Source organism: Ruminobacter amylophilus (assembly GCF_900115655.1).
Classification (GTDB): Bacteria; Pseudomonadota; Gammaproteobacteria; order Enterobacterales; family Succinivibrionaceae; genus Ruminobacter; species Ruminobacter amylophilus.
On the sequence record NZ_FOXF01000002.1, the window covers coordinates 20358 to 33065 of the forward strand.

Annotated in this window: 10 protein-coding genes; 7 read left to right on the forward strand and 3 right to left on the reverse strand. The window is 39.4% G+C overall.

From position 1 onward, the window contains the following. Nucleotides 1-11: 11 nt before the first annotated feature. The 4 genes from rimI to pntB all read left to right on the forward strand — a co-directional run bounded on the left by rimI (nucleotide 12) and on the right by pntB (nucleotide 4922). Complete coding sequence (gene rimI / locus BMY80_RS00700) at nucleotides 12-416, forward strand: ribosomal protein S18-alanine N-acetyltransferase (RefSeq protein ID WP_177178450.1); 405 nt, start codon at nucleotides 12-14, stop codon at nucleotides 414-416. Nucleotides 417-472: 56 nt separating this feature from the next. After that, nucleotides 473-1405 carry a M23 family metallopeptidase gene (locus tag BMY80_RS00705; RefSeq protein ID WP_093139972.1) on the forward strand — a complete coding sequence of 311 codons (933 nt, stop codon included), beginning with the start codon at nucleotides 473-475 and terminating at the stop codon, nucleotides 1403-1405. 427 nt (nucleotides 1406-1832) lie between these two features. Next, a complete protein-coding gene (locus BMY80_RS00710) occupies nucleotides 1833-3380 on the forward strand; it encodes a Re/Si-specific NAD(P)(+) transhydrogenase subunit alpha (protein ID WP_031580120.1) in 1548 nt (515 codons plus the stop codon). Between the two features lie 15 nt (nucleotides 3381-3395). After that, nucleotides 3396-4922 (forward strand): Re/Si-specific NAD(P)(+) transhydrogenase subunit beta, encoded by a 1527-nt coding sequence (pntB, locus tag BMY80_RS00715; protein ID WP_093139976.1) that lies wholly within the window; start codon nucleotides 3396-3398, stop codon nucleotides 4920-4922. A 129-nt stretch (nucleotides 4923-5051) separates the two neighbouring features. Here pntB and BMY80_RS00720 read toward each other — a convergent pair whose 3' ends face one another. Together BMY80_RS00720 and ptsP are read right to left on the reverse strand one after the other, a co-directional pair. After that, nucleotides 5052-5603 (reverse strand): PTS sugar transporter subunit IIA, encoded by a 552-nt coding sequence (locus BMY80_RS00720; protein WP_051621742.1) that lies wholly within the window; start codon nucleotides 5601-5603, stop codon nucleotides 5052-5054. Nucleotides 5604-5789: 186 nt separating this feature from the next. Beyond that, entirely contained in the window at nucleotides 5790-7505 is a 1716-nt protein-coding gene (gene ptsP / locus BMY80_RS00725) for a phosphoenolpyruvate--protein phosphotransferase (protein WP_093139979.1), read from the reverse strand. A gap of 435 nt (nucleotides 7506-7940) precedes the next feature. Between ptsP and BMY80_RS00730 the strand changes: the two genes are divergently transcribed. Both BMY80_RS00730 and BMY80_RS00735 read left to right on the forward strand, forming a co-directional pair. Then, nucleotides 7941-9410, forward strand: coding sequence for a L,D-transpeptidase family protein (locus BMY80_RS00730; protein WP_177178451.1), 1470 nt, complete (start codon nucleotides 7941-7943; stop codon nucleotides 9408-9410). A gap of 22 nt (nucleotides 9411-9432) precedes the next feature. Continuing rightward, nucleotides 9433-10248, forward strand: a complete 816-nt coding sequence (locus BMY80_RS00735; protein WP_093139985.1) for a hypothetical protein — start codon at nucleotides 9433-9435, stop codon at nucleotides 10246-10248. 48 nt (nucleotides 10249-10296) lie between these two features. On the opposite strand, the gene cysZ is transcribed toward BMY80_RS00735, so the two are convergent. Then, complete coding sequence (cysZ, locus tag BMY80_RS00740; protein WP_031578566.1) at nucleotides 10297-11088, reverse strand: sulfate transporter CysZ; 792 nt, start codon at nucleotides 11086-11088, stop codon at nucleotides 10297-10299. Between the two features lie 628 nt (nucleotides 11089-11716). Between cysZ and BMY80_RS00745 the strand changes: the two genes are divergently transcribed. After that, a complete protein-coding gene (locus BMY80_RS00745) occupies nucleotides 11717-12637 on the forward strand; it encodes a cell division protein ZipA C-terminal FtsZ-binding domain-containing protein (RefSeq protein WP_093139988.1) in 921 nt (306 codons plus the stop codon). The last annotated feature ends 71 nt before the right edge of the window (nucleotides 12638-12708 follow it).

Below are 12708 nucleotides of genomic sequence, written 5' to 3' on the forward strand. Positions count from 1 at the left end.
TAAAGCGAATTTTGAGCATTGAACAGCTAGTTCAGGTGCACCCGTGGACTGAAAAGAATATTCTTGAGTCGATTGCAGATAATTACAGATTTTATGTCCTGCTCGATAATGATAATGTTGCGGGCTATGCTGTGTATGACTTTGTACTTGATGAATCCACTCTGCAGAATATTTCAATTTCAGCAGAGTATCAGGGAAAAGGATATGGAAAAAAGCTTCTTCTTGAAAGCATAAAACAGTTAAAAGAAGAGCTGAAAATTGTCAAAGTTATGCTTGAAGTCAGAATTTCCAACAATAAAGCCATTAATCTTTATAAAAGTGTGGGCTTTGAAGAGGACATGATAAGAAAAAATTATTATCCTATGCCCGACGGCTCAAGAGAGCATGGTGTGCTGATGAGTCTTTCGTTTTCTTAAAACTTAATACCATGGTTTTTTAAGTAAAAATATTTTTAAATATAAGTTTTCTAATTATGAAGATTCATAAATTGTTTTCTGTAATAGCCTCTCTGGTGATTGGTGCCGCATGTTTTGGCACGGCAGAGGGTAAAATCCTGCGTTATGTGGATGAAAATGGTGTTGTTTATTACACTGATGATGAAAATTCGGCACAGAGTAGCGGGTATCAGTACGATTCATATGACGACTGGGTTGAACCAGAGCAGGATAAGGTATCGTTAAGTTTTGATCCTGAAACTCATAAACTTTATATTGTTAATGAATTTGCCAGTGAAGTAACGGTAAAGATCAAAGCGTCAGATAAATCACTGATTAAGGATACCAATATTCCTTTTGATGAACCTATTGAAGTCGAGGGAAATCAGAATTATCTTGTCGGCTACGTTATTTATGGCGGCGAGGGGGAACTTACATTATCCAGAACCTTTGATATAGGTAAGATATTCCGTGGTTCGGATTCCTTTTACTATACAACCAATCCTAATGAACTTATTGTTCCGTTTAAAGGGGCTTTCAAGGTTACTCAGGGATGGGAAGGCGGTTTTACTCATCAGGGGCCTAAAAACCGTTACGCAATTGATGTGGCAATGCCGGTGGGAACTCCAGTGCTTGCTGCTAAAGCAGGCAAGGTCGTTGATATGAGAATGGGATCAACATCCGGCGGAAATAATCCAAGTTTTAGACCAATGGCCAACTACATAAGAATTCAGCATGATGACGGTACAATTACAGTGTATGTTCATTTAAATGGAAATTCTCAGTATGTCAGAGTAGGGGATGTTGTTAAGCAGGGGCAGATAATCGCACAGTCCGGTAATACAGGATATACAACAGGTCCTCATCTGCATTTCGCTTTACAGACCAATACTCCTTCAGGAGTTAAATCCATCAAGTTCAAGCTGAACGGTGTTGAACCTCTCAGTGGAGTTCTTCTGCAGAACAGATAAAACAGAAATCAGCTTTCATTTAGAAAAAGGAGCCGAAGGATATTCGGCTCCTTCAGTCGGCATAAATTCCTAACTATATATACGTAAAGTATTCCATTTAAGTGCATAAAAATTTATAAAAGTACGACTCTTCGTAGAAGAAATCGTTTTTTCTGAATAAATATGTAAATTCACGTTATGATAAATAAAAAAAATCATAAAAGAACAGGAGTGCGAATAAGTAACTAATATTGCGTGATAAAGTGAGTAAATACAAAGGTTTATAAAAAGATAAAATCAATGTCTTAATAAAATTTATTTGAAAAAATCTGTACTGAATAACATTTTTAATGCATATTTATGTAAATATTAGTGTATAATTCACTGTTATTTGTGACAAACATAACTATAACTTTTAAATATTTTTTTTATTTAGGAATGTGAATAAATGCAGATAGGTATACCTAAGGAAAGCTTTGCGGGAGAAACTCGCGTTGCTGCAACACCTACTACAGTTACCGCTCTCCAGAAGTTAGGTTTCACTGTTCTTGTTGAATCAGGTGCAGGTGAAGCTGCCAACTTTGCAGATGATGCATATGTAGCTGCAGGTGCAACTATTGGTAATAGTGCTGATGTTTGGTCTAGCCCACTCATCTACAAGGTACTTGCTCCAAATGATAAAGAAATTGAAAAGCTCAAAGAAGGTACTACTTTAGTATCATTCATTTGGCCTCGCCAGAATCCAGAGCTCGTAGAAAAGCTCAATGCTAAGAAGATTACTGTTTTAGCAATGGATATGGTGCCTCGTATTTCAAGAGCTCAGGCTCTCGATGCTCTTTCATCAACCGCAAACATCAGCGGTTACAGAGCAGTTGTAGAAGCAGCTCATGAATTCGGCCGCTTCTTCTGCGGTCAGGTTACTGCAGCAGGTAAGGTTCCACCAGCTAAGGTTCTCGTAATCGGTGCAGGTGTTGCCGGCCTCGCAGCAATCGGTGCTGCAAGTTCTCTCGGTGCTATCGTTCGCGCTTTCGATACCCGTTTAGAAGTAGCTGACCAGATTCACTCAATGGGTGGTGAATTCTTAAAGCTTAACTTCAAGCAGGAAGACGGTGGTTCTTCTGACGGTTATGCTAAGACCATGAGCCCTGAATTCATCAAGGCTGAAATGGAACTCTTTGCAGAACAGGCTAAGGAAGTTGATATCATTATCACTACCGCTGCTATTCCTGGTAAGAAGGCTCCTTTACTTGTAACTGCTGATATGGTTGCAAGCATGAAGGCTGGTTCTGTAATCGTTGACCTGGCTGCCGCTACCGGCGGTAACTGCGAATGCACCGTTCCTGGTGAAGTTGCTCTTACCACCAACGGCGTTAAGATTATCGGTTATACTGATTTACCTTGCCGTTTACCAACTCAGTCTTCACAGCTGTATTCTACTAACTTGGTTAACTTAACCAAGTTATTATCAAAGGAAAAAGATGGTAACATCAATGTAAACTTTGAAGATGTTGTATTACGCAACATGACCATCGTAAGAGATGGCGAAGTTACCTTCCCGCCTCCACAGATCAGTGTAAGTGTTGCTCCACAGAAGCCGGCAGCCGCCGCTCCTGCAAAGGAAGAAAAGAAGCCTGCAAGTCCGGCAGTTAAGTATGCAGTTCTTGCTGCTCTCGTAGTAGTTATGTCATTAATCGGCTTTGTTGCTCCTGAATCTTTCTTACCTCACTTCACCGTATTCGTTCTGTCATGTGTAGTAGGTTACTATGTTGTATGGAATGTAAGTCATTCACTTCATACTCCTTTAATGGCTGTAACTAACGCTGTTTCAGGTATTATTGTTGTTGGTGCTCTTGCTCAGCTCGTAAGCACTTCAACCTATCAGCCTAACGCGTTAATTTATGTTTTATGTCTGGTTGCTATTCTTATTGCTTTCATCAATATCTTTGGTGGTTTCGCAGTAACCAAGCGTATGCTTAAGATGTTCAGAAAGGATTAAGGAGATAATTAAGAAATGACTGGTTTAATTCATGTAGCATACATTATCTCCGCCTTACTCTTTATTTTGAGTTTGGCTGGATTATCTAAGCAGGAAACTGCCAGATTAGGCTGTACCTCCGGTATTATCGGTATGGTTATCGCCTTAGCTGCTTCACTCGTAAACGTAAATACCTGCTGGGGCTGGGTTATCATCGGTGTAGCAATCGTTATCGGTGCCGGTATCGGTCTGTATCTTGCTAAGAAAGTTGAAATGACTCAGATGCCAGAACTCGTTGCAATGCTTCACTGCTTCGTTGGTCTTGCTGCCGTTTTAGTTGGCTTCAACAGCTTCTTCAGCCTTGAACCAAGTGCTGTTTCAAATGCTATCAGCATTAATGTTCCAGCCGGTGCATCTCCTGATCAGATTGCTGAGCTTCAGAAGATGTCTGCCGATGCTATCAAGAAGGCCTCTGAAGTTTCAGCAGTTCCCGGCTTAAGCGGAAAGGAATTATATATTCACCTCGTTGAAATTTTCCTTGGCGTATTCATCGGTGCTGTAACCTTCACCGGTTCTATCGTTGCTTACGGTAAGCTTAACGGTTCATTCAAGCTCGTTATTTTCAAGTCAAAGGCTCTCGTATTACCTGGTAAGAACCTTCTGAATGTTTTAGCTCTGGTTATTTCAGCCGTATTAATGGTTGTATTCCTCGCTACAAATTCATATGCAGTTCAGTTAGGCTGTCTTATCCCAATGACCATCATCGCTTTCGCATTCGGTATTCATCTGGTAGCTTCTATCGGTGGTGCTGATATGCCTGTAGTAATCTCAATGCTGAACTCATATTCAGGTTGGGCTGCTGCTGCTGCTGGTTTCATGCTTGATAACGACTTACTCATTGTTACTGGTTCATTAGTAGGTTCTTCAGGTGCAATCCTCTCTTACATCATGTGTAAGGCAATGAACCGTTCATTCCTCTCTGTAATTCTCGGTGGTTTCGGTAACAAGCCAGAAGCTGCTTCTTCAGATGAAGAACAGGGTGAAATTCGTGAACTTAAGTGCTCTGACGTTGCTGATATGCTTAAGAATGCAAATTCTGTAGTTATCACCCCAGGCTATGGTATGGCTGTTGCTCAGGCTCAGTATCCAGTTGCTGAACTTACCAAAAAGTTACGTGATAAGGGTGTTAACGTTCGTTTCGGTATTCACCCTGTAGCAGGTCGTTTACCTGGTCACATGAACGTTCTTCTTGCTGAAGCTAAGGTTCCTTATGATATCGTTCTTGAAATGGATGAAATCAATGATGATTTCTCTGACACCGACGTAGTACTCGTAATCGGTGCTAACGATACCGTAAACCCAGCTGCTCTTGAAAATCCAAACAGCCCAATTGCAGGTATGCCTGTACTTGAAGTTTGGAATGCAAAGAACGTAATCGTGTTCAAGCGTTCTATGAACGTTGGTTACTCAGGTGTTCAGAACCCATTATTCTTCAAGGAAAATTCTTACATGTGCTTCGGTGATGCTAAGAAGACCGTAGAAGAAATCGTAAGCAATATCTAATCAGATATCTGTTTAATTGATTGAAGAAGAGGGAGTTTAACGACTCCCTCTTTTTTTGTACTTTAGGATGAAATATACAAAAAAGGCATGATATTAAATATCATGCCTTTTACAGTTTACGTATTCTTTCTAACGCTGAGGCTGATCCTCTTTGGCGTTTTCATTATTATTTTTAATGCGAATCTTCATGATTGGTGTGCTTCCGTGTGTGCACCTTTCTGTCATTTTTTCTAATGAAATCAGATTAGGTAATGAGTTCGCAGAAATGAGAATAGGTGAAATAGTGGATTTGAGTCGCTTCTGCAACAGTTCCAGATTGAAATCCATAATTGATTCACCTGCTTTTATGATGTCACCTTCCTTTACGACAGGTGAGAAGATTTCATTGCTGCCAAGATCTACGGTATCAATACCTATATGAATAAACAGGAGAAGGTCATACGGAATTGTCTTCAGTATCAGTGCATGTTTGGTTTTAAAAATTGATTCAACAACACAGTCACACGGAGCAACGACCTTATTGCTTGTAGGTTTGATGGCAATACCGTCTCCAACAATCTTTTCAGAAAAGACCACATCAGGCACATCTTCAATGGGAATTGCAGTCCCTGATATTGGTGCCAGTAAGGTTAAATCAGCATCGTTTTCGTCTTCTTTGGATAATTTGAAATTAAACCACATTATATATAATCCTTATAGAAGGTCGTAAAGTGAAAACATTAATACTTTAAACATGTCAAGCGCTGATAATATCATAACATTTTTTAAGGTAAATATTTACTTAAATTAATTCTCTGACTTTGTGAATTAATCACAAAATGTTTCAGCTTTAATGCGTACTTAAAAGGTATCAGTCAGGAAAAATTGTCAGTCAATCATTCCGGAGTGTCCGAAATTCTGGGCAATAAGGCTTTTATTGAGTTCTATAATTTCCTGTTTTGTGCGAACTGCATTGATTTTGGTAGCAAGATTGAGATCAATTCTTACTTCAAGTTCATGAATTTTTTCCAGAAGTTTGTTGAGGTAGAACGGAGCCACACTAAAGTCCCTTAACCCGATGCTGATGAATAAAGCGAGATAATTGAGGTTGTGAACAAGTTCTCCGCATATGCACACGGGAATGCGGTGTTTTCGTGCATTCTGAACAGTAAGATATATAAGTTTCAGTACGGCAGGTGTTAATTCATCGTTTCTGTGTGTTGCCGCTTCTCTGCTGCATGCTTCCGTATACTGAGTTAGATCATTGGTTCCTATGGAGAAAAAATCCACCAGAGGGGCAAGAGCGTCAGACATCAGGGCTCCTGCAGGAGTTTCGATCATGATTCCTGTTTTAATTCTTCCTGTATCATATCCCTGAGCGGTAAGGTTCTGTTTTACGGTGTTGAAGAGATCAATAAGTTCCATGGTTTCTTCATATCCGGCCACCATAGGAAACATGATTCGAATCTGTCTCTGAGCTGAGGCTCGCAGGATTGCCCTGAGCTGTTTTACCAGTGTGTTTCGGTGATGCTGATTAGTATCAACGTTGAAAGCAGATGACATGCTCATGTACAGAGGAAGCTTATCTGCGTTAAAATCAAATGTTCTGAATGTGATTTCGTAGTTGCTTGGCAGCATGTCCATGATTTTTTTATAAACAAGGTACTGCTGTTCTTCATCCGGTTCCTGACTGCAGTTCATAAACAGAAATTCTGTTCTGAATAAACCGATGCCTGAACTTGGCAGACAGGTGAGTTTATTAATCTCTGAAACGGAATTGATGTTGGCGAGTATGCGCATTCGTTCCCCGTCAGATGAGGTTTTGTACTGAGCCATGAGTGGTTTGATTACATCCACTCTGCTGCTGTCAGTCTTATGGTACTTCTGCGCGTTCTTGTTGGCCTGCCATATCAGTTCATCCAAAGGATCCAGATAAACTCTGTTGGCATAAGCATCTACCAGTACGTTGGTTCCTGGCGCAATAAGTTTTGTTGCATTCGATACGTTGAATATGGCCGGTATTTTGGTGCTTCTAAGGACTATGGCAAGATGACTCTGGGTATTTCCGTCTTCCAGAAGAATCCCCTTGATATGACTGGTATTCATGGTAAGAAACTGAGCAGGTGTTATGTTATTGCATACCAGAATGGAATCTTCGCTGATTTCGGGAAGAACCACCTTCTTTTTTCTTAACTCAAGAATAAGTGTTTCAGCCAGATTATGAATCTCGAACTCGTTGTGCATGACAAAAGGATCGTTAAGACTAATCAGTTCATTGATATAGTCGTGATAACAGCGCATCACTGCTGATTCAGCGTTACACAGTTCGTTGCGTATGCGATCCTCAATAAGTTTTTTTACATAATTGTCTGTCAGATACAGAATTGCTACATCAAGAAATTCTTTTGCCATAACGGACTGAACATTGTTTTTTTCATCCAGAAAAAGACGATGGGTACGTTCAAGTGTGGTATGGTAAAGTTCGATTTCTTTTTCTACGTCTTCTGGTGCTATATGCACTATATTGACCATCGGCGGGTCATTTTTGAAAATAACAGCTGGTGCACAAGCAACACCTTCAGTTATAACAAATCCTTCTTGCACAGTAGCACCTCTATTGATTCTTTCTGACTCTATAGCGAGTAGGCTGTCATTATATGACTAAAGAAAGGGGTTTAAAAGATGGTGATAGACATTTCATTTCAATAATGAAAAAAGTCTTGTTAAAGCTAATAGTCAGATTATAAATCTTTACGCTAATCTGAATGGAAAAATATCAGAATAATTTAACAAAAATCATGTTTTAAATTAAGGATTCAGATAATGAGAACGTGAAAGGCACGTATTGTAGAATGCACGTTGTTAATTTGGGGTGGCAAGGCCACAAAAACAGCTAAAAATTAGGTTAAGTTTTTATCCTCTGATATAATAACGTTGCGTGTACGTATTAGTTGCGGATTTTTAAATAATCTCGTCGGATATTCTTATAAAAACCGCCTCAGTGAAAGCGGTAGATACAGAATGTTAACAGTTAAAATAATGAACAGAATTAAATTCATCTTTTTGGTTGCATGTGTGTTTCTTATCAGTGTAACAGGCGCCAGTGCTAATGAAGTGACGCAGCCGTCAACAAATCTTCAAAAAGAAATACACTTTCAGTTACTGGAACTGGCTGTCGCCAATTTTGACAAGAGTTACTATCGTCAGTATATGCGCATGAGACAGAGTGTGGGAACACCTGACTACGGAACAGAACTGGCCATCAGTTATCTAATGGTAAGAAATTTCAGAAACAGTATCCGTTCAATGAGCTGGGAGGATATTCAGAATTTTCACTTCAGAAAGCATGAACAGCAGTTCACTACTAAAGAAGTCGATCTTTATGAGGAAAGTATCAGAAACGGTTCACTTGAACATATTTTGAGAAATCTTAGACCTGAGATACCGAACTATCTTTCGTATCGTCATGAGATGATTGAACAGTTAAGAAGCACAGCATCAGAGGTGGCTCCGTATCCTTTCAGAATGCTGAAGGAAGGCAGTTCAGGAAAAGAGGTGGATGCACTGAAAATCGCTCTTCAGAAACTGGGGTATCTTGATGTGTACAGCCCTATTAATGGTGATTTTGATTTTGAATTGACAGAGGCTGTGAAGAAATTTCAGGAAGACAAAGGGCTCAAGGCTGATGGTATAGTAGGTAAGCTGTCGTACGATCTGATATTTAAAACACATGAATCCAAAGCAGTCAGTATTGCCCGAACAATAATACGTATGAGTGACAGGGAACTGTACAGATCCCCTGAGTATGTCTTTGTTAACATACCAAAGATGGAGCTTAACGTTTATTATTCAAATAAGAGTGTTCTGGAAAGCAAGGTTGTTGTCGGCAGATTTGATCGTCAGACCCCAAGACTTAAAAGTCTTATTGACAATGTCGTTCTGAATCCTACATGGACGGCCCCAAGTACCATTTCAGAAAAAGATTATCTGCCTAAATTACGTAAGGATAGGGAATATCTGACAAAGAAAGGGCTGACAATGTATTACTCTGGTTATGAGATAGACCCGAACACACTTACGGCTGAAGATTTAACCCCTTCAGGAATCAAGAAATTCAGAATAGTTCAGAAGCCAGGTACCGGTAATGCCATGGGGTTGTATAAATTTAATTTTCCGAACAGTGACAGTATTTATCTTCACTCCACAAACAGTCCTGGAAAGTTTAGAGGAGCATCCAGAATGTACAGTTCAGGATGTGTAAGAGTTCAGAAATCAGATGAACTGGCAAAGTATCTGTTAAAAGACGATCTTAAGCCTGAAAGAGTCGATAAAATTATCGAGTCTGCCAAAACAACATGGCTTAAATTGAGCAGAAAGGTTCCTATTTACCTTGCATACTGGACGTCGTACATCGGTGAAAACGGTCAGGTGTATTATCTTCCTGATATTTATCAGATTGATTCTCTCGATGACAGGTTGCCACCTGATTTACTTCAGTCACTGAAATAGAGGTCGAAGCAGAATGAACTCCATGGATAAGACAAAAATTCTGGAATGTGATTATTCCGTCCTGAGATTGGCCGGTTTTGTATCCTGCGATGAACAAGGCGGTGTTTCCGAACAGGTTGTTACCTGTATAAGAAATATTATTAACAGCTATATGGATTCAAACAGCATGACACTGCTGATTCATGGATTCAAGGAAGGTGTCAGGAAAGGGTATAAAACTGACAGAGATATTAAAATACTGAAAAATGCCTATGGAACGGAGATTGATAATTATCTCAAGGTATTGAGTCTTCTGATTACGGTTCTTCTGGCTGATAGAATTACTGTCTTTTCCCGTGAAAAACTTTATGGAATTGCCGCCTCCTTCGGACTGGAAAAGGATGAACTGGATCTTCTGATAAGCAGAATGGATACTGGTCGTTCGGCAAAACATGAATACACCAGATCATTAATGACTCTGATTGGCTGGATAGCTGCTGCAGACGGGGAAATGACCTCAAGACAGAAAGAGTACGCAAATACGGTGATTTCTGAAGTAGGAGACGTAACATCTGACTTTTATGGTGATTTTGTTCATGGTTTTGAGCTGGATAAGGTTCCTGAATCTGAGATAGGTATTGTTTGCGGTTTTCTTTCAAAATCTTTTGAAAGTGATATTCAGCGTTACAATAACGTCAGAATCGGCTGCCTGTGTCTGTTGATTGGCGGAGTAAGAGAAGATAGACGTCCTCCGGCAGGAGAAACCTACAGCAGACTTCTGATTGTGGCGGAGGCATTGGGATTTTCTGATAATGAACTGAATGCCGTAATAAGGCACCTTGAAAATTCGGAAGACTAACCGGAAAATTCAGGCTCCTGATGTTCTATCAGGAGCCTTTTACTTAATTTAATGTGAATCAGTGTTGTGAGCCACATTATTGTTTTTTATTTTTTCTGCAAAGTTCGGTCTCAGTATATCAACCCATAGAGCAGTGCCTCCACATACTGCGGCAGGAATGATAAACAGATTCAAAAAAGGTATGAGCAGAGATAACCACACGCAGATTCCAAAAATTAGACATGTTTTTCGGTATCTTTTCAGGGCTGGATACGTAGCTTTCAGCGGTATATGATTGTTTTCAAAACCATAGCTTGTAAAGTCCAGAGCATAACACCACCCACCTGTAACCGCGATGACTATCTGGCCTATAACGGGAACAAAAAGCATAACCAGATTAAGCAGCATAATAGGTATTCTATAGACAAACTTTGCCAGTTCACGCCATATCATTGCAGGAGTTTCCTTTAATGTCTGACTAATGGGAATGTCCGGAGTGGGGATGTTCAGCAGGATACTTTCCGTTTTTTCGGCAAGAATACTGTAAAAAGGGGCACCTATTACCAGTGTTATCGTAGTGAACATAAAAAAAGACAACAGAATCACTGCTACAAAAATTACCGGATATAGAATAAAACGAATCCAGTGAAGCCAGTCTGGTGTGATGGAACTGATGAGGTGGCCGGTATAATCAAAAGAATACTTAAAGATGAAGTAGTACCCTATGATCATGAGAATGGTGTTGATGACTATAGGTAGAAAAGTATACCTTTTCATTCCTTTCCCGGTACTCAGACTGAATCCCTTTATAAAATATTTGAATCCAAGGATAAAAGAATTCTGATTAGACTGTTCTCTCATTGATTTAGGTCTCGAATAGAAGTGAATCCGTTCTTTAAATATCAGGCATTATACCGCATTATTTTATGAGAACTCATATAAAATATTTGCAGGTATTGATGACATGTTTTTTGATTGCAGCTACTTTCGTGGCTGAAGGATTTGATTAGTTGCAAGATTAACTGTTTTAAATAAGTAAAAATGTTGTAAACTACGTAAAAATGCGTTTTCATGGGATGATGAAAGCATGATAAGTTTTAATGTTGCTTTTCTTCATGGAAGAACTGCCTTCATCAATTAATGAAATATGTTGAATACAGTATGGAGAACAGTTTGTAATTTTGTTGTCTTGCTCACTGATAATATTTAGATTAGCATCCTTAAACGTGATACCATATACCCGTAAATGTAAGAATGCCTGGGCAGTGTTTATGATTCAGTTTTGAGCAGAAATTCTGCTGGTTTAATTCTGGAAACGGATAAATAGTGATGTAATGAATAAAAATAGGCAAAAAAAAGCTATATTGTAACTATTTTGTCTAAAATGATTAGAGTGTTTTGGGATTTTTGAGCAGATCGAGCATTTTTTATTTATAATTACCCAGTCATGTTTCGATTGTCTGTTTGTAGTATTTAGGATGGGATTTCCATGGATTTGCAGGTTTTAGTCATTATATTGGGAGCGCTGGCTATAGTTGCTTTTATTGTTCACGGTTTCGTAATGGGCAGAGTAGACAGACGTCCGTTGGTACGTGACAGAATGGCTGAAAGTAATGCAAAAGCCAAGACTCCGACATCAAATGACATGGGGCAGGTTCAGGGCTCCGTAAAGATTATTGATAAAGATGTTATCAATGTTGATAACAAGGAATTTATTGATAATGCTGAGGATGTGGTACTTTCAAAAGATGATGCGGACATGAATCAGAATACTCAGAATCAGAAAGAAGATTCTTTTGAAAACGAACAGCAGAATATCAATAGCATGGAAGCTGTTGATTCACCGGCTGACCAGAAAGCTGAGTCAGATACAAAACAAGAGGTTGATAATGATATGTCAGATAATAATTCCATAGTTTCAAGTTGGTGGAAGAAGTTTTGCGGTTTGTTTACCGGCAGTAAGAAGGACGGTAAGAATGCGGAAAATGATATGGAACCGTTGTCTGTGTATCAGATAAATGTGCGCAGAAAGGACGGGCAGCCTATCAGTGCTACTACAGCCGTTAAGATTTGTGAGAACTGTGGCCTTGTTCTGGGAGAACATGACATTTATTATTTTTTTGACAAGAATAATCCTAATAATGAGGTTTTCCGTGTGTGTGGCGGTAAGGATCCATACGGTTTTGCCAAGAGTTATCAGGAATCAGTCAGTTATGAGGTACTCTGTCTGTTTATGCCTCTTCCTGAAAGAGGATTTGCTGAAGATGCCTACCTGCAGATGGCTTCTTTTGCCTATCGTTTCGCACACCAGATTGATGGTGAAATGATCGATAATAACAAGAGAGCCATAGGTGAGTCATTTGTACTTCATCATAGAGAAGTGCTGGCTGCATATGACAGATTGAAGTAGTATCTGTCCTTAGTAATTCATTTCATTAAAAATATGGCAGATAACTGCCATATTTTTTCTTATTAATACGG

Excerpts from the sequence above, each read along its gene's own strand:
- pntB (WP_093139976.1), top strand. The coding sequence starts at position 3,396 with ATGACTGGTTTAATTCATGTAGCATACATTATCTCCGCCTTACTCTTT.
- BMY80_RS00735 (WP_093139985.1), top strand. The coding sequence starts at position 9,433 with ATGGATAAGACAAAAATTCTGGAATGTGATTATTCCGTCCTGAGATTG.
- cysZ (WP_031578566.1), bottom strand. The coding sequence starts at position 11,088 with ATGAGAGAACAGTCTAATCAGAATTCTTTTATCCTTGGATTCAAATAT.
- BMY80_RS00730 (WP_177178451.1), top strand. The coding sequence starts at position 7,941 with ATGAACAGAATTAAATTCATCTTTTTGGTTGCATGTGTGTTTCTTATC.
- BMY80_RS00720 (WP_051621742.1), bottom strand. The coding sequence starts at position 5,603 with ATGTGGTTTAATTTCAAATTATCCAAAGAAGACGAAAACGATGCTGAT.
- BMY80_RS00710 (WP_031580120.1), top strand. The coding sequence starts at position 1,833 with ATGCAGATAGGTATACCTAAGGAAAGCTTTGCGGGAGAAACTCGCGTT.
- BMY80_RS00745 (WP_093139988.1), top strand. The coding sequence starts at position 11,717 with ATGGATTTGCAGGTTTTAGTCATTATATTGGGAGCGCTGGCTATAGTT.
- BMY80_RS00705 (WP_093139972.1), top strand. The coding sequence starts at position 473 with ATGAAGATTCATAAATTGTTTTCTGTAATAGCCTCTCTGGTGATTGGT.